Below are 17,714 nucleotides of genomic sequence, written 5' to 3' on the forward strand. Positions count from 1 at the left end.
CGAAAAAAAACTTGAGGCCATGAGCAGGATTTTCTACGCAATCGCGCTGATATGGGTGCTGAGCAGTGCTGCCCTTGCGCACGACTTCAGTGCGCTGGCACGCGTGTTGCCGGATCAATCGAAGATTACCGATCAAGGGCGTGCGGGCGTTCGCGTCGAACTTGCGCTTACTCAGGGTGTGCCGTATCGGATTTTCACGCTGCAGGACCCCTACCGAATGGTGCTGGATTTTCAAGAAGTTGACTGGACGGGGCTGGACCACGAAACGTTTCTGCAAAGCCGCCGCATCAGCGACGTCCAATACGGCGCCTACGTGCCCGGATGGTCGCGGATGGTTTTGGAACTGGGCGCGCCACTCGCCGTTGACACGGCTGATCTGCGCGTTGATCCCGCAGACGGGAGCGCACGGCTTGCCCTGAACCTCAAAGGCACGGATTTCACCGCGTTTGCCGCTGGTGCGGGTGCGCCGCGTCAACCGGGTTGGGACTTGCCGGAACCCGCCGTCGCACCAGCGAAGCCCGGACACAGCATAGCGCGTACATTGCGCGTGATGCTCGACCCCGGTCATGGCGGCATTGATCCGGGGGCCGAGGTTGGTGGGACCGACGAAAAAACCTTGATGCTGACGTTCGCGCGGGAACTGCGCGAAGTGCTTTTGCGGTCGGGGCACTACGAGGTTGTGATGACCCGCGTCGACGATCACTTCGTTTCGCTGGAACGTCGCATCGCGCTGGCAAACAGGGCGGGTGCCGATATTTTTGTGTCGCTGCACGCTGATATCCTGTCTGACGGGCGGGCCCACGGCGCAGCGGTTTATACGCTGTCCAAGGACGCGTCAGATGTCGCCAGCCTGCGGTTGGCCGAACGGCATGATCGCGGGGATCTGATCTCGGGCATAGACCTGAGCGGATCGGATGATCAGATCGCGGATGTATTGCTGGACATGGCGCGCCGCGAAACGCGTCCTCGGACAACGGCTTTGGCGCGCGCCTTGGCGGATGGCATGGCGCAGCAGGGCGGGCCAATGAACAATAAGCCCATCCGGACAGCGTCGTTTTCCGTGCTCAAAGCCGCCGACATCCCGTCAGTTCTGATCGAGCTTGGGTTCCTGTCCAGCCCGAGAGATTTTGAAAATATCCAGGACCCGGAATGGCGGGCCAAGATGGCAGTCGGAATTTTCAACGGGCTTGAGCAGTGGCGTCAGGACGATCTGGTCATGAGATCCCTGATTGGCCAGTGACCCTGCGGCGCAAACCGGCTATTATTGGCCATCGTGTTTTGACCCTGCGCAAGGCGAACACTATATAGGCGGCACCGCGAGCAAAAGGCAGTAACGTGATCCGTTTCATTCTTTCGATTTTCGGGGCGATCTTCAGCCTCGTGACACTGGGTATATTTATGGCCGCACTGGTGATCGGTGCGATCTTCTGGATGTATGGCCGCGACCTGCCGAGCCATGAATCGCTGGCGCAGTACAAACCGCCGACGATCAGCCGGATTTACTCGGGCGAGGGGCAACTGATCGACGAATTCGCACAGGAACGCCGCCTGTTCACGCCATCCGAGGAAATCCCCGATCTGGTGAAACAGGCGTTTATTTCGGCAGAAGACAAGAATTTCTACACCCATCAGGGCTATGACCCGCGCGGGATCATTGCCGCTGGCGTCGAGGCCGTGCGCACCAAGGGTGAAACCGTGCGCGGCGCGTCAACGATCACGCAGCAGGTTATGAAGAACTTTCTGCTATCGGGCGACCGCCGGGCCGAGCGCAAGATCAAGGAAATCATCCTCGCCACACGGCTTGAGGATACGCTGGACAAGGAACAGATCCTCGAACTTTATATGAACGAGATTTTTCTGGGCCAGAACTCCTATGGCGTGACCGCCGCCGCGCAGACTTATTTCAACAAGACCCTGCAAGAGTTGGAACCGCACGAAGCCGCGATGTTGGCCGCGATGCCCAAGGCGCCGTCAGATTATCACCCGGTCCGCCAGAAAGAGCGTCTGCTGAACCGCCGGAACTATGTTCTGCGGGAAATGCGGCAGAATGGCTATATTGATCAGGCGACTTTCGAAGCTGAGGTCGATATGCCACTGCGCTCGGTTCAGAACGGCGATTTCGAGAGCTTCCGCACCGCGCTTCCTCCCCGTGATTACTTCACCGACGAAATCCGCCGCCAGCTGAGCGAAGATTTCGGCGAGGGCGAATTCTTTACCGGCGGTTTTACCGTACGCGCCTCGGTGGACGAAGAAATGCAGGTCGAAGCGGCGCGCGCGCTGCGCGAGGCCTTGCAGAAATATGACCGCTCGCGTGGTAGATGGCGCGGCACGGGCGAGGTGATCCCCGAGGAAAAGCTGGCTGATGAAACCCAGTGGCGCGAGGCTCTGTCGATCATCGAAATCCCGCGCGATGTGGTGCTGCCGACCCAGTGGTATCCCGCCGTGGTGCTGAACGTGGCCGATCAGTCGCTGACCGTCGGGATCGAGGATGGTCCGGCGGATGGAACCATTCCGCGCGAAGACATCAAGTGGATGCAGGGTAATTTCCAAGACAACTTCAAACGCGGCGATGTCATACTTGTCGTGGCGGGTGAAGAAGGCCAGTGGTCTGCTCGCCAGGTGCCCGAAGTCCAAGGCGGCTTTGTTGCGATGGATGTGAACTCCGGTCGCGTTTTGGCGATGCAGGGCGGGTTCTCGTATCAGGACACCGTGTTCAACCGTGCCACGCAGGCGCAGCGCCAGCCCGGTTCCAGCTTCAAACCCTTTGTCTATGCCGCCGCGCTCGACAGCGGGTACAGCCCGGCAACAATCGTTGTGGATGCGCCGATTGAGGTCAACACGCCGCAGGGCCTGTGGCGACCCAAGAACTCGTCCAACAAGTTCTATGGCCCGACACCGCTGCGCACGGGGATCGAGCAGTCGCGGAACCTGATGACCATCCGTCTGGCACAGGAAATCACCATGCCGGTGGTTGCGGGTTATGCCGAACGCTTTGGCGTCTATGACCGGATGGGCGCGTTCCTTGCGAACTCGCTTGGGTCCGAAGAAACCACACTTTACAAGATGGTTGCGGCCTACGCGATGTTTGCCAATGGTGGTGAGCGGGTAGAACCGACACTGGTTGACCGTATTCAGGACCGGTTCGGCAAGACGATCTATCGCCATGATGACCGGGAATGCCTGGACTGTAATTCCAGCTGGTTGGAGCCGGATGAGTCGCCGACCATCATTACAGACCGCAGCCAGGTCATGGACGCAATCACCGCGTATCAGCTGACATCAATGATGAAGGGTGTGGTGGATCGTGGCACCGCCTCGCGTTACGTGAATCTACCGGTGCCGACAGCCGGCAAGACAGGCACGACGAACGAATCCAAGGATGCTTGGTTCATTGGCTTCACCTCGAACATCGTAGCAGGTTGCTATATCGGGTATGACCGTCCGCGCCCGATGGGGCGGGGCGCTTACGGCGGCACGATGTGCGGCCCGGTGTTCCAGAGCTTTATGGAAAAAGCGGTCGACAAATACGGTGGCGGCCCGTTTGATGTCCCACCCGGCGGTCACTTCATCAAGATTGACCGATTCAGCGGCGCTCGTCTGCCCGATGGTGCAAGCGGTGAATATGTTGTCGCTGAATACTTCCGCGACGGGGTCGACGGCTTTATCGACCGCGTGTTCGACGGTGGCTTTGCGATGGGGTCTGACCTGCCGCTGTTTGAAGAGGCGCGTGGTTCGGCCAGACAGGTCACCACGTCGACCGGTGATCAGATTATCGTCGGCCCCAATGCCAGCCAGGGCGAGTTGCAGGGCGGCGGGCTTTATTGATCCGCAGCGTGCAGGAGCAGGTTGAGAAGATCTGCCTCGGCATCGACGTCAATCGCGCCTCCGGAACGCCAAAAGATCGACAGCGCGCATTTTGCGGCGGCCCATCTCGCCTGTCGCGAACGGTCGACCTTCATTGCCTGCGCGTAAACCGTCAGGCAATTCCTGATATGGTCCGGCTGCCGCAGCAAGTCTGTTAGTTCTTTGGGATTGCGCAGGGCGTTGGCGAGTTCAAAAGCGGGATCGCCCAAGTATCCTTTGGCGTCGATGACTTTCAGTTTGCCACCATCCGCGATGACATTGTCAAAGTGCAGGTCCCCATGCAGCGGAACCGTGGACGGTTGCGAGGCTAATAATTCCCGTGCCATTTCCTGCCCGCGGGTGATGTCTTTTTTCAAACCGGACGGGCATTCCGGTGCGAATATACAGTCGAAGAATGCCTCATACACTTCGTCCAGTGGGGTTAAACCTGCTGTTTCAGGGTTGGGTTCTAAATGCAATCGGGCGGCTGTTTCAGCGAGCAGTTTCGTTGCGCGTTCGTGCTCGCCGCCGCGCGCAATATCACCGAGCGACGGACCGCTCAGCCATTCCATCAATATGGCGGTTTCCTCAGCCGCAAGAATTTCGGCAGCGCCCCGGTCGCGCCAATCCTGCAACAGTTGGATACCCGGCCCTTCGTTCCCCAAGTCGTCACGGTTGTAGAGCTTCAATGCAGCAACCCCACCGCCTGCTGTTTGCACCTTCCAAACCTGCGCATGTGGGGATTCGGCAACCTGTTCGACCGCCACCAGTTGCCATGTTGTCAGAAACTCGCTCAACACATCCGCCATTCGCATCCTGCCCGTCTTGTGGTGGTTCCAAGCTCTTGCTATCACGCAACCCTGATTGAGCAAGTTGGGACCTGACCATGCGCGCCGAAACCCAGAATACCGTGGCGGAGATCGAAAAGTCGCTGGAGCTGCTGGCGCAGCGCATGGACTATGAAACCGCGCCGCATCGGCTGGAAGAGTTCAACGCGCGGGTGGAAGATCCGAACCTGTGGGACAGCCCTGAAAACGCACAGAAGCTGATGCGCGAACGTCAGATGCTGGTGGATGCCATCGAAACCTACGAGTCGATCAAGACCGATTTGAACGACAATGTCGAACTCATCGAATTGGGTGAGATGGAGGAGGACGAGGAGGTCGTCGCCGACGCCGAAGCCGCGATCAGTCAGTTGCAGGAAAAGGCCGCAAAGAAGGAACTTGAGGCACTTTTGGACGGCGAAGCCGACGGCAATGACACCTTCCTTGAAATCAATTCAGGCGCGGGTGGCACAGAAAGCTGCGACTGGGCGTCGATGCTGGCGCGGATGTACGTGCGCTGGGCCGAGAAAAAAGGCTACACGGTCGAGCTGCAATCCGAGACAGCTGGTGAAGAGGCAGGTATCAAATCCGCCGCCTACAAGATATCGGGTCACAATGCCTATGGCTGGCTGAAATCGGAAAGCGGTGTGCATCGTCTGGTGCGGATTTCGCCCTTTGACTCGGCCGCCAAACGGCACACCTCGTTCAGCTCGGTTTGGGTCTACCCCGTGGTGGACGACAATATCGAGATCGAGGTGAACCCGTCGGACATTCGTATTGATACCTATCGTTCGTCTGGTGCCGGCGGGCAGCACGTGAACACGACGGACTCGGCGGTCCGGATTACCCACATTCCGACCGGGATCGTTGTGACAAGCTCGGAAAAGTCTCAGCACCAGAACCGCGACATTGCGATGAAAGCGTTGAAGTCACGCCTTTATCAGCAGGAACTGGACCGTCGCAATGCCGACATAAACGCCGCGCACGAAGCCAAAGGCGATGCAGGCTGGGGCAACCAGATCCGGTCTTATGTCCTGCAGCCTTATCAGATGGTCAAGGACCTGCGAACCAACCATGAAACATCCGACACCAAGGGCGTTCTGGATGGCGATCTGGACGGGTTCATGGCCGCCACCCTTGCGATGAACGTGGCGGGCAAAAGCCGGTCAGAAGCGCAGGGTGAGGGCTGATAACAGCGCCGTGTGATGTCCGCGATCAACCAGATCAAAGGCCATTGGCAACTGATTGCGATCGTCGCACTGGTCTTTGTGTTCTGGAGCACGCCTGTTGTTCTGCCCTTGAAGATCCTGATCGTCTTCCTGCATGAATTGTCACACGCCATCGCGATTGTGCTGACGGGCGGTTCGGTCGAAAGCTTCTCGGTGTCGCCGCAACAAGGTGGCCTTGTGATCGGGCGGGGCGGAAACCGGTTTATCAGCCTGTCTGCGGGCTACCTCGGGTCGCTCGCACTTGGGATGGGTCTGTTGGTTATTGCGTTGCGGACGCACTGGGACAGGGCTGTGTTGGGTGGTTTCGGTTGTGTCATGCTTCTGGTCGCCGCGCTTTACGTCCGCGAGGCTTTTGCGATCGCGTTCTGCGCAGGCGTTGGAGCCGCAATGATTGGCATGGCCTGGTTTCTGAGCCGCCCTGTTTGCGATCTGGTTCTGCGGATCATTGGTCTGACCAGCATGATTTACGTGCCCTATGACATCTTCGACGACACAATCCAGCGCGCGGGAATTCGATCTGACGCGTTTATGCTGGCCGAAGAGTTCGGCGGCACAACGATGATGTGGGGTGGTCTGTGGTTGATGCTCAGCCTCGTCCTGATTGTCTGGTGCCTCCGCCGCTGTCTCGGGCAGGCCAGCAACTTGCGTTTTGAGCGGAAAACACGCTGACTTCTGGTCGCCGCCTGAAAAGATGTATGCAAACTGCGGGTTTAAATGCGTGTTGAGCCCCGCTAGGCTGGGCTGAAACGGCACCGGTACAGGCACTGAAATCTATGAATCTCGCCCGCGCATCTGCTGTCACGTTGCAGGAAGAATTGTCTTCGCGTCGTTTGACAGCAGAAGACTTAATGCAAGCCACGCTTGAACGTATTGACGCGGTCAACGGCACCGTGAATGCCATCGTTGCGCTGCGCAACCCGGATGAGCTGATGGCCGAGGCGCGCAGTATGGATGCGGGCAGCCCGAAAGGGCCCTTGCACGGGATGCCGATGGCCGTGAAAGACCTTGTCAACGCGGCCGGCATCGTTTCGACTGAGGGCTCGCCGATCTTTCGGGACCGCGTACCCACGTCTGACGATCTGCTTGCAGCGCGACTTCGGGCTGCAGGTGCGATCCTGATTGGCAAAACCAACACACCCGAGTTCGGGTTGGGATCGCACACGTTCAACCCGGTCTACGGGGCGACGCGAAACCCGTATGACGCTGCGCTGTCCAGTGGGGGCTCGTCGGGCGGTGCGGCCGTGGCACTGGCCACAGGCATGGTGCCTCTGGCGGATGGGTCCGACATGATGGGCAGCCTGCGCAATCCGGCGGCTTGGAACAACGTGTATGGGTTCAGGCCCAGTTGGGGCCGAATCCCGTCCGAGCCCTTGGGAGACGGGTTTTTGCATCAGCTGTCCACGGCAGGTCCGATGGCCCGTAGCCCGCGGGATCTTGCGCTCTTGTTGGACGTTATGTCCGGGCCAGACCCACGGCAGCCGCACAGCCGCGAGGTCGATCCTGTCAGTCCGCTGATGCCCATTGACATGACGGGTATGCGTGTCGGCTGGCTGGGCGACTGGGGCGGTGCCTTTCCCTGCGAAAGGGGCGTGTTGGAAACTTGCCAGAATGCAGTGCGCGTCATGGCCGACCTTGGTGCGCAAATCGACGAGGTGCCACCGCCCTTCGATGCAGATCTGATCTGGAACAGCTGGATCACCCTGCGATCATGGAGTGTGGCCGCCGGGTTGTTGCCGTATACGGACCGCCGCGCGATGCTGAAAGACAGCGCACAATGGGAACTGTCGCGCGGTCTGGCCATGAGCGCGATGGATGTCCATCAGGCCAGTGTGATCCGTTCGGAATGGTTTCGGCAGTCCGTGAAAGTGTTCGAGGCATATGACGCGCTGATTTTGCCTGCTGCGCAAGTCTGGCCTTTCGAAATCGAAATACCTTACCCGACCGAAATCAATGGTACGATGATGGACACCTATCATCGCTGGATGCAGATCGTCACGCCCGTCAGTTTGCTGGGATTACCTTGTATTTCCCTTCCCGCCGGTTTCGGGACGCAAGGATTGCCAATGGGTGTTCAGTTGTTTGGTCCGCGCGGGGCGGATGCGCGATTGTTGTCGATCGGATCAGCCTATCACGAGGCAACAGAGTGGCCGCAAAACCGTCCGGCCATGTGACATTCGACGAGGGGGAGGAGATAACGAAAATGGATAGACCATTTGGCGTACCGGCACTCAAGCCTGTCAGCGTTGCGATGCTGCGCCAATCCCTTGCGCTGGGATGGAAGGACTTTCGCCGTGCACCTGTTTTTGGGCTGCTGTTTGCCGGGTTCTATGTCCTCGCAGGTTGGCTTATGGCATGGGTCACCTTGTGGACAGGAACGTCTTTCTGGTTGGTTCTGGCCGCGATTGGATTTCCCTTGATCGGGCCTTTTGCAGCCGTTGGCCTTTATGAAGTTTCGCACAGGCTGGGGCAGGGCGAACCCCTTAAATTCGGGGCTATTTTTGGCGTCGTCCTACAACAAGGTCGCCGCCAGCTGCCATCGATCTGCGCGATTATCGTGGTGATGTTTTTGTTCTGGTTCTTTCTGGGCCACATGATTTTTGCACTTTTCATGGGGCTTTCGACGATGACGAACATCTCGTCTTCGCACGAGGTTCTCCTGACAACCAATGGGTTGACCATGCTGGCGTTCGGATCGGCGGTAGGTGCGGTTTTTGCGTTGGTGCTTTATATGATCACTGTACTTTCGATCCCGATGTTGCTGGATCGCGAGCTGGATTTTGTAACCGCGATGATCACCAGCTATTCCTACGTCGCGTCGAATTTCCGCGTCATGGTGATGTGGGGGGCATTTATCGCAGTCACGACATTTCTTGCAATGATACCCTGGTTTCTTGGGCTGTTGGTGGTATTGCCGGTCCTGGGCCATGCAAGCTGGCACCTATACAGGCTCATCTCTGACTGACGCATACCGAGATAAAGGTTACTTCGCGCCGCACCCGGCGCGATGCTCAGCGGGGTGCAATTTTTACCGCAGCCTATGCCTGCCGCGCCAAGTGAACCTGGCGCTGAATCAAGCGCCGTTGATTGCTTTCGTCAGGATGCCCGATCAAGAGTAAAGGCAGCCCGACTTCTTTCGGGCGGCGGTGCCATGGCTCCGACCGGGCTCATCCGTTCACTACGTGAAATGAGGGTCAGTCACCTCGCAACAGCGCCGCGACGCCGGTGCGTGCAACTTCCACCAAGCCCAACGGGCGCATCAGGTCGGCGAAGGCATCAATTTTGTCCGGGGCGCCGGTGATCTCAAAGATGAAGGAGTTCAGAGTGCTATCCACAACATTCGCCCGGAAAATATCTGCGAGTCGAAGCGCTTCGACCCGTTTTTCCCCTTCTCCAACCACCTTGATGATGGCCAGTTCCCGCTCGACCGATGGTCCTTCCACCGTCAGGTCGTGCACGTCGTGCACGGGCACAATCCGACCCAGCTGCGCCTTGATCTGTTCGATCACCTGCGGGGTGCCGGTGGTGACGATGGTAATTCGGCTCAGATGACCGGTGTGGTCCACCTCGGCCACGGTCAGGCTTTCGATGTTATACCCGCGCCCCGAGAACAGACCGATCACGCGGGCAAGCACGCCGGGTTCGTTTTCGACAAGCAGCGCAAGTGTGTGACGCTCCTGCGTGTCTGAAAAAGTAGGACGAAGGTTATAGGCCGAGTGGCGGGTTGAGCCTTTGACGATGTTTAGCGGGGTCATGGATTTTCCTGTGAAGCAAAAGGAGCGGGAAAAGGGGACCGTATGCGGCGGACAAGTGCCGTGACGCAAACGACGATGGCGGCCAACGCGACCGGAGCGAAGAAAAACCTAACGGATAGAAAACTGATATCAGTCAGCAGCAAAATCGCGATAGCGGGGGCAAGCCCCAACCACATAAGCGCGGCCAGTAGAAGCCCAAAGCGGCTCTCTGTCAAAACACCGGCCCTTAGCAAGAACAACGACGCGGGCGCAAGTATGGCCGTTTCGTAGTGCCAGAAGTAAGGGCTTGAAACCATGATCCCCAAAAGCAAGGTTGCGGCCCGTAAGTCGAATTCGATTTTTGGGTTAGACCAGGCAACCGCTATGGTCGCGGCGGCCAAGGCAGTGGTCGTCCACTGAGCAGAGAGCGCCCAAGGCTCTGGGAAGCCGATCCCGGCAAGCACAGAATACACGCTAGTCATCTTATGCGTTTCAATTGCGGCGTCTCGTATGCGCTCAAAGTGGTGCTGAGCGAGGCTATTCATTTCGATCCAATAATCCACACCCATTATGAAGGTGGATATCGCGGCCAACAAAATCGTTGTCACCGCAGCAGAAACGACAGTGCGCCACGCGAAACACGCCAAAAGGGCCACTGGAATCAAGAGACCCAACTGAGGTTTCAAGGTCAGGAAACCAATCAAGACACCTGCCATGACCGGTCGGCCTCCGCGAAGGGCCGCCAGTGCCGCAAGCAGGCAGGCGATCCACAAGACGCTGGTCTGTCCTACGATGAGCGCGGGAAACGTTGCCGGCGCGAAACCAAAACCGATCCAAACTGGGGTGACGCCACCAGCGAAAGGGCGGACGGCAGCAAGCATAGCCAAGCTCGACAGCCCGATAAAAATCACCCACGCGACCGGAAATGAAAAAGCACCAAGAGGCAGAATCGCAAGCATAAAGCCGGGCGGGTAAAGCCAGGGCATCCAAAAGTCGCCTTGTACGCCGTGCACTGCCGCCAGGTTGTCTGGATCAAAGGCGGCCACTGGGTCGCCGGCAAATGCCAATTTTGCTGCAGACCAAAAGACCGTGAAATCAATGGCCAGTGCGTCGTGATCGCCGGTGACAATTTCCCGCCAGCTATTCCCAACCCAGATGATGACCACGATCACAAAAAAGGCGGGAACCAATGCACCCAATTGCCAGCCGCGCCTGGAATCAAAAATCCTTAGGCGCGCATCTGCTGCGGACTGACCCGCATTGGATGGCAAGGTTTCGCGATGCATTGCATTGCCTTTCTTCGTGCACTTACAGCCCTATCGAGTGGTGGGAAATCCGCCTCGGATCGTGGATGTCATACAAGAACCGAACCTTTGGAGTCGATCACGCCTTGGGTTTCGGCCTCGCCCAACAGCATCTCGTTATGCGCTTTGCCTGACGGGATCATGGGGAAGCAGTTTTCGTGTTTTTCCACCACACAGTCGAAGATCACCGGCCCGTCGTAGTTGATCATTTCCATGATTGCGTCGTCCAGATCGGCTGGGTCGGAGCACAGGATACCCTTGGCGCCGAAGGCTTCGGCGAGCTTGACGAAATCCGGCAAGGCCTCGGACCAGGAATGCGAATAGCGTTCACCATGCAGAAGTTCCTGCCATTGGCGCACCATGCCAAGGCGTTCGTTGTTCAGGATGAATTGTTTGACCGGCAAACGATACTGAACGGCGGTTCCCATTTCCTGCATGTTCATCAGCCATGATGCCTCGCCGGCCACGTTGATGACCAGAGCATCAGGATGAGCCATCTGCACGCCCACCGAAGCCGGAAAGCCATACCCCATGGTGCCGAGCCCACCGGATGTCATCCAACGGTTGGGATCTTCAAAACCCAAATACTGCGCGGCCCACATCTGGTGTTGGCCGACCTCGGTCGTGATATAACGGTCATGGTTTTTGGTCAGTTCCTCAAGCCGCTGCAACGCGTGCTGGGGTTTGATCGTCTTTTCGCTGGCGGTGTAAGCCAGACAGTTGACCTTGCGCCAGCCGGCGATTTGGCTTTGCCATTGCTTGACGTTTGCCGCGTCAGTTTTGCGACCACGAGCCTTCCAGACCTTCAGAACATCTTCCAGAACATGGGCCACGTCGCCCACGATGGGAATGTCCACACGGATCACTTTGTTGATCGACGAGGGGTCAATGTCGATATGTGCCTTCTTCGAATTTGGAGAGAAGGCGTCGATCCGGCCGGTGATCCGGTCGTCGAACCGGGCGCCGACATTGATCATCAGGTCGCAGTCATGCATTGCAAGATTGGCCTCATAAAGGCCGTGCATGCCCAGCATTCCCAACCAGTTCTCGCCCGAAGCCGGATAGGCGCCCAGCCCCATCAAGGTCGACGTGATCGGAAATCCGGTCGCATCAACCAGTTCGCGCAGCAATTGGCTGGCTGCCGGACCCGAATTGATGACACCGCCGCCTGTGTAGAAGACCGGCTTTTTGGCGGTTTCTATTGCCGCGACAAGTTCGGTGATCTCTTCCAGATCGCCTTTCAGAACCGGCTGGTAGTGCGAAGTTGACGGCTTGGGGGTGCTGTATTGGCCAGTGGCGAACTGAACGTCCTTTGGAATGTCGATCAACACCGGACCCGGGCGGCCGGATGTGGCGACGTGAAACGCCTCGTGCATTGTGGAGGACAAAGAATCCGTGTCCTTGACCAACCAATTGTGCTTGGTGCAGGGGCGGGTGATGCCAACGGTGTCAGCCTCCTGAAACGCATCCGATCCGATCATGAACGTCGGTACCTGTCCGGTCAGAACAACAATCGGGATCGAGTCCATCAGCGCATCGGTCAACCCGGTTACGGCATTTGTGGCGCCCGGGCCGGATGTCACCAGCGCAACACCGGGTTTGCCGGTCGAGCGGGCATAACCTTCGGCCGCGTGAACCGCGCCTTGTTCGTGGCGCACCAGAATGTGGCGAATATCGTTTTGCAGAAAAATCTCATCGTAGATCGGTAGGACGGCGCCGCCCGGGTATCCGAATACTGTGTCCACGCCCTGATCCTTGAGGGCCTGAACCACCATCTTTGCGCCGGTCATCTCACGTGTCATCTGCTTTGCTCCGTTCGCGACATGTGTCTTGCGTTTAGCATAAAAAAAGCCCCCGATTTTTCGGAGGCGCATGGGTTCGATTATGGTTTACCGTTACCGGCCCATGCGCGTCTTTCCTACGATTACGACTAGCGCTTTCATCGCCAGAGGCTCCTTTTCTGCTTGCAGGCGACATTATGGGCGGCAAGTGGGGGCGTCAACAGGCAATTGGGCCTGTTTTGTGACTGGAAAGTCGATTTTTGCGACATTTTATTGCGCGGCGGGTCGTGCGCCGGGAATTTTCAAGAATCGCGTCCGGCCGAGATTGGCCGCATCGGCGATTATCCGGTCAAAATGCGTCAGGTGGATGTCTGAAACGGGCATGACCGATCTTGTGCGCTGCGACAGGCTTGTTCTGATAGCGGCAATAGGGAGGGTCGGGTCATGTTGCATGATCTGATTGACGTTGGGCGGTATCCAATTGATCGGCCGGACTCGCGGGCGTACGCGCAACTGATCAAGGATGTTCAGCGTGATCTGGGTGCAGAGGGCTGCGCCGTTCTGACCGGGTTCGTTCATGAAAAGGGGTTGGAGCCCATCCTGAAGGAAGCTGATGCGGTTGCCGGCAAAGCGCACCGGTCCTTCAATCGTACAAATCCGTATTTTACGCAGGATGACCCGCGGTTTGGGGTCGGTCACCCCATTCGACGGTTCTATGATCGATCAAACGCATTTGTGCCCGCCGACAATTTTGCCAAATCCGGACCGTTGCGCCGAATATACGAAGACCCGACCTTTATGCCGTTCATACGCGCAGCTTTGGGTGAACCGGCAGAGCGGTTCTTTCGTTACGACGACCCGCTTGCTGATGTCATCGTCAATGTCGTTGAGGCGGGGCAGGGCTTCCCCTGGCACTTCGACACCAATAACTACACTGTAACGCTGGCGATCCAGAACGGCGAAGATGGCGGAGCGTTTCAGTATGTTCCCAACCTCCGAACGCCGGAGGACGAAAACTTTGCCGGGGTCGCGTCAATTCTCGACGGCGATATGAACGCGGTTCGCCAATTGGATTTGCAGCCCGGCGATCTGCAGATTTTCAAAGGACGTTATGCGCTGCATCGGGTTGCTCCGGTTGAAGGGGCGCGCAAACGCTATGTCGGCATATTCTCGTTCGTTGAGGCCGAAGGCATGTGTGGCGGGGTCGAGCGGACCCGCCAATTGTACGGTCGTGTCTTGCCGCATCACTATGAGCGCGAAGGCAATCGCGCAGACCAACTTTTGGACTAAAGCGGTCCGGTGTATTCTGGGTTTGATTATGTTCAGGAGACCCAGATGACCAACATAGTTCAACTGACGCCCTTTGTTTTGTGTTCTTCTTTGGAAAAACAAATTTCCTTCTATTGTGATCGGCTGGGGTTTTCCTGTGGGTTCAAGCAGGACAATTATGCGTTTCTATCCAACGGACCGGTCGCCATTCGTCTTCTGGAGTGCCCTCCGCGCCCGGATGGTCGGCCGTTGGGCGAAAACCAGTCCTTTTACATTGATGTTGCCCGTATTGATGATCTGTACGCCGAACTGGAACCGCGCCTGTCGGATTTGCCGGATGGGCGCGTGCGCGCACCGTTTGATCAACCCTACCAACAGCGCGAGTTTCACGTGATCGACGAAGATGGCACGCTGATTTTTTTCGGCCAGGACATCCGCGCAAGAGTTGACGGCGAATAAGCATCGCGCGCAGGGCAATTATTGCCACAATCTGCTCGGATCGCCCTGCAGTTTTTACGAAATAGCTTCGCTTAAAAGTCTTGATTTCCTCGCTGGAACGGTCCAACCTTTGCGCATTAAAACATTGTTTTTCTAAGGAGATTTGAAGATGCCATTTACGGTTATCAAAGGAAGATTTGCACCCGAATTCGGTCGTCCGGACGGGGATTCAATGCGCTTTGTTCCGGATGATCCATCGCCAATATTCTCGCTTCGCAGACGCGGTAGACCTCCAAAGGTCAATGGCACCAACGGCAGTATTCAGTTGCGTTACGAAGCAATCGACACAATGGAAAGCGCGGCCTTGATGCCGTTTTCCTCTGATGCGACAGAATCGAATATTCAACTGGCTACTGCGGATGGCGGGCGCGGTTACATATGTTCAAACCAATTGGGTCCGAATGGTCGCCCTATCTGCTTTGTTTTCGCCGGTGACACGCCTGCAGCAGACGGCGATGACGTTTTCCTGAGCCCGGATGACATCATGGACAGTATCAATGTCAAACAACTGGAACGCGGGCATGCCTATCCTCTTTTCTATGACACACTTTTTGATGATCTGCGGGATCGCTGTGCACAGGTTTCTGTCGCAGCCAAAGCCGCAAATCTGAATGTTTGGGCGGCAGACGAAACCAATTCGGGCACAGCATGGACCGGCGATGTTGGAACGCTTGCCCCAATCTTCCCGAAGCTTTGGCGTCGTATCGACAAGTTCGTCGACGACGATACATTTTTTGATGAAAACAGACCCTTCGCCAATCTGAAAGACTGGATCGAACAGCAGTCGGACGAACGGGTTAGCATCCCCAGTCAAGGTATTTTCACAGGTCTCGACAACATCATCGAAACCACGGATACGACGGTCAGGATGACATTCGAGCCGCACGAACTGGTTGTTGTTTCCTAAAAGGATGGCCCGCAGGCTTCGGCTTCGGCATCGCCTTTTTTGGTTTGTCTTGGCAAAGATGTGCTGAGTGTATCTGCGCTGAAGGTTAAGGGGCCTTTTAGAACCCCGGGCTGGTGCCCTGAAGGACGCCATGCTCCATTGCGTACCGTGTCAAACCTGCCGTCGACGATATCCCAAGTTTGCGTTTGATATTCTTGCGGTGGGTTTCGACCGTACGCACCGAGATTTCCAGGGTTTTTGCAACCTCTTTGTTCGATTTGCCCTGTGCCAATTCAAGCAGGATCGTTTGTTCGCGTCCGGTCAAAGCCTCTCGGGCATCATCTTCTTTGGGCTCCAAAGATCCGCTTGCGCCGGTGCAAAGGTACTTTTCGCCGCGCATGACCGCGTCGATAGCCTGTTTGATCTCGTCGGTCGGAACATCTTTGAGCACGTAGCCGCGCGCCCCGTGGCTGAGCGCAGTTGAAATGTATTCCGGACTGTCATGCATGGACAGGATCAGGATGCGTGTGTCCGGCAGGCGTTCAAGAATGATTTCGGTTGCATTCAGCCCGCTGAGCCCCGGCATATTGAGATCCATCAGGATCACGTCCGGCTTTAACCGCGTGGCTTGATCGACGGCCTCCTGCCCATTTGAAAGCGTGCCAACCACGTCGATTTCATCAAAGCTTTCGAGCAGCGATTCAATGCCTTCCGCGACCATGGGGTGATCGTCGACAATAAGAACCCGAATGGTTGTGTCGGACATCAGAAACCGGCCTTTCGTTTCGGTGTTGCGTCTTCCTGCGGTGGCAGCAAATGGCTCAGCGGCAGGCTGACCTCAATCACTGTTCCGCTGCCCCCGCCGCGCGAGGACAGGATTCGCAAGGTGCCATCCAGCTGTTCAATACGCTCTTGCATATTGCGTAATCCGATCCCGGCGCTGACGTGCCCCGGCTCGCTGCGCAACCCGCGCCCATTGTCCGTGATCCGCATCGTTGCACCTTTCATGTGGCCCCGCAGGTCGATGGTAACACGCGTGGCACCCGCGTGGCGCTCGATATTGGTCAACGCTTCCTGGGCAATCCGGTAGAGCGCAATCTTGCTGTCCTGATCCAGCCGATTTCGGAACACGACGGTCGAGAACTCGGTCTCGATGCCCGTACGTTCGCTGAAATCGTCGGTCAACGCCTTCAGTGCAGGACCAAGACCCAGATCGTCCAGCACACCGGGACGCAGATCGCGGCTGATGCGGCGGACCTCGGTAATTGCGGTACCCAAGTTGTCGATGCCTTTTTGCAGCGGCACCTGCGCCGCCTGGTCATCACCGCGATCGAGCCGTCTGCGTGCGTTGTCCAGCGCATAACGAACGCCGACGAGTATCTGGCTGATGCCGTCATGCAATTCGCGTGCGACCCGTCCACGCTCTTCTTCCTGCGTGTCCAACACCCGCTGCGTCAGTTCCTTAAGCTTGGCATCCGCCAGCCGGCGTTCGCGGAAATTCAGCAACATACCAGAGGCAAACACGATAAGTACCGCGGCCAGAACGATGCCGCCGATATACATGAATGTTCTTTGAACACGGGCTTCGACATCTGCACGCGCGTTGGCGACCGTTGCAACGATATCGTCGATGAAAACGCCGGTTCCAACCACCCAGCGCCAGTCGTGCAAACCGATGACATAAGCGATCATCTGCGCTTCTTCTCCGGTTGACGGTTTTTCCCAAAGGAAGTTGTGCCACCCCGATCCTTGCCGGGCGATGCGTATGAATTCATCAACCACGGGGGTCCCCTCACTGTCTTTCAGACCAACCCAATTGCGATTGATAAATTCCGTTTGCCTTGGACTGACAAGGTTGTTGCCGTCATAGTCATAGACGAAGAAGAAACCATCCTGACCGTAAATCATCGCGGCAAGTTCTTGCGCCACCAGTTTCTTTGCTTCTTCGTCATCAGGCGCCGCGCGACCGTAAATATAGGCAAATCCATTGCGTGCCTGGGTGACATAGTTGCGAAGCTCATCTTTCTTGGCTTCGATCAACTGCCGTTCAAGCGCTTTGATCTCGCTATCTGCTGTGGCCCGCGATTCGTACGCAACCACGCCCGCGATTGCCGCCACCGCGACAAGCAAGGGAATGGCCGCCACCAATGAGAGCTTTTGCGCGTATGTCAGCGTTATAAGATCGCGAATGGTTTTCATGCGTAACTCGTTAAGCAAGCATAACGCAAATTGCAAAGAACAGAAGATTGCCATGTTCGTCGGGCGCGCGGTTTGCCGTCGCAAAACCCGCAGAGAAAGGGCAATCTGGAAGAAAAACAGCCAAAAAATGTCATTTCCTACGTAGTACTA

15 protein-coding genes are annotated in these 17,714 nt (G+C 57.1%); 9 read left to right on the forward strand and 6 right to left on the reverse strand.

Annotated features, from left to right (window positions below; translation table 11 throughout):
- Positions 1–19 precede the first annotated feature (19 nt).
- Positions 20–1,240, forward strand: coding sequence for an N-acetylmuramoyl-L-alanine amidase (locus RA28_RS13975; RefSeq protein ID WP_039530008.1), 1,221 nt, complete (start codon positions 20–22; stop codon positions 1,238–1,240).
- Between the two features lie 95 nt (positions 1,241–1,335).
- Positions 1,336–3,825 (forward strand): penicillin-binding protein 1A, encoded by a 2,490-nt coding sequence (locus RA28_RS13980; RefSeq protein WP_039530010.1) that lies wholly within the window; start codon positions 1,336–1,338, stop codon positions 3,823–3,825.
- On the opposite strand, the gene RA28_RS22260 is transcribed toward RA28_RS13980, so the two are convergent.
- A complete protein-coding gene (locus RA28_RS22260) occupies positions 3,819–4,652 on the reverse strand; it encodes an aminoglycoside phosphotransferase family protein (protein ID WP_052261465.1) in 834 nt (277 codons plus the stop codon). The genes RA28_RS13980 and RA28_RS22260 overlap by 7 nt on opposite strands.
- A 77-nt stretch (positions 4,653–4,729) precedes the next feature.
- Between RA28_RS22260 and prfB the strand changes: the two genes are divergently transcribed.
- From prfB to RA28_RS14005, 4 genes are all read left to right on the forward strand, one after another.
- The gene (gene prfB / locus RA28_RS13990; protein WP_039530012.1) at positions 4,730–5,857 is read left to right on the forward strand and encodes a peptide chain release factor 2; all 1,128 of its coding nucleotides are present in this window, start codon (positions 4,730–4,732) and stop codon (positions 5,855–5,857) included.
- Between the two features lie 15 nt (positions 5,858–5,872).
- The gene (locus RA28_RS13995; protein WP_039530015.1) at positions 5,873–6,565 is read left to right on the forward strand and encodes a M50 family metallopeptidase; all 693 of its coding nucleotides are present in this window, start codon (positions 5,873–5,875) and stop codon (positions 6,563–6,565) included.
- A 104-nt stretch (positions 6,566–6,669) separates the two neighbouring features.
- Positions 6,670–8,067: an amidase gene (locus RA28_RS14000; protein ID WP_039530019.1), complete on the forward strand. Its 1,398-nt coding sequence runs from the start codon at positions 6,670–6,672 to the stop codon at positions 8,065–8,067.
- A 29-nt stretch (positions 8,068–8,096) separates the two neighbouring features.
- On the forward strand, positions 8,097–8,858 hold the full coding sequence (locus RA28_RS14005; RefSeq protein WP_039531590.1) for a DUF2189 domain-containing protein: 762 nt from the start codon (positions 8,097–8,099) through the stop codon (positions 8,856–8,858).
- 229 nt (positions 8,859–9,087) lie between these two features.
- Here RA28_RS14005 and ilvN read toward each other — a convergent pair whose 3' ends face one another.
- The 3 genes from ilvN to RA28_RS14020 all read right to left on the reverse strand — a co-directional run bounded on the left by ilvN (position 9,088) and on the right by RA28_RS14020 (position 12,733).
- Positions 9,088–9,648, reverse strand: coding sequence for an acetolactate synthase small subunit (gene ilvN / locus RA28_RS14010; protein WP_039530021.1), 561 nt, complete (start codon positions 9,646–9,648; stop codon positions 9,088–9,090).
- Complete coding sequence (locus tag RA28_RS14015; RefSeq protein WP_039530026.1) at positions 9,645–10,913, reverse strand: glycosyltransferase family 87 protein; 1,269 nt, start codon at positions 10,911–10,913, stop codon at positions 9,645–9,647. Before RA28_RS14015 ends, ilvN begins: the two co-directional genes overlap by 4 nt.
- A gap of 68 nt (positions 10,914–10,981) precedes the next feature.
- On the reverse strand, positions 10,982–12,733 hold the full coding sequence (locus RA28_RS14020; RefSeq protein ID WP_039531592.1) for an acetolactate synthase 3 large subunit: 1,752 nt from the start codon (positions 12,731–12,733) through the stop codon (positions 10,982–10,984).
- 423 nt (positions 12,734–13,156) lie between these two features.
- Between RA28_RS14020 and RA28_RS14030 the strand changes: the two genes are divergently transcribed.
- The 3 genes from RA28_RS14030 to RA28_RS14040 all read left to right on the forward strand — a co-directional run bounded on the left by RA28_RS14030 (position 13,157) and on the right by RA28_RS14040 (position 15,386).
- The gene (locus tag RA28_RS14030) at positions 13,157–14,002 is read left to right on the forward strand and encodes a HalD/BesD family halogenase (RefSeq protein WP_039530032.1); all 846 of its coding nucleotides are present in this window, start codon (positions 13,157–13,159) and stop codon (positions 14,000–14,002) included.
- Positions 14,003–14,047: 45 nt separating this feature from the next.
- Positions 14,048–14,440 (forward strand): bleomycin resistance protein, encoded by a 393-nt coding sequence (locus RA28_RS14035; protein WP_039531595.1) that lies wholly within the window; start codon positions 14,048–14,050, stop codon positions 14,438–14,440.
- A 148-nt stretch (positions 14,441–14,588) separates the two neighbouring features.
- Positions 14,589–15,386 carry a hypothetical protein gene (locus RA28_RS14040; protein WP_052261466.1) on the forward strand — a complete coding sequence of 266 codons (798 nt, stop codon included), beginning with the start codon at positions 14,589–14,591 and terminating at the stop codon, positions 15,384–15,386.
- Between the two features lie 97 nt (positions 15,387–15,483).
- On the opposite strand, the gene RA28_RS14045 is transcribed toward RA28_RS14040, so the two are convergent.
- Together RA28_RS14045 and RA28_RS14050 are read right to left on the reverse strand one after the other, a co-directional pair.
- Positions 15,484–16,131, reverse strand: a complete 648-nt coding sequence (locus RA28_RS14045; RefSeq protein WP_039530035.1) for a response regulator transcription factor — start codon at positions 16,129–16,131, stop codon at positions 15,484–15,486.
- Complete coding sequence (locus RA28_RS14050; protein WP_039530038.1) at positions 16,131–17,564, reverse strand: cache domain-containing protein; 1,434 nt, start codon at positions 17,562–17,564, stop codon at positions 16,131–16,133. Before RA28_RS14050 ends, RA28_RS14045 begins: the two co-directional genes overlap by 1 nt.
- Between the last annotated feature and the right edge of the window lie 150 nt (positions 17,565–17,714).

This window comes from Ruegeria sp. ANG-S4 (assembly GCF_000814005.1).
Taxonomy (GTDB): domain Bacteria; phylum Pseudomonadota; class Alphaproteobacteria; order Rhodobacterales; family Rhodobacteraceae; genus Ruegeria.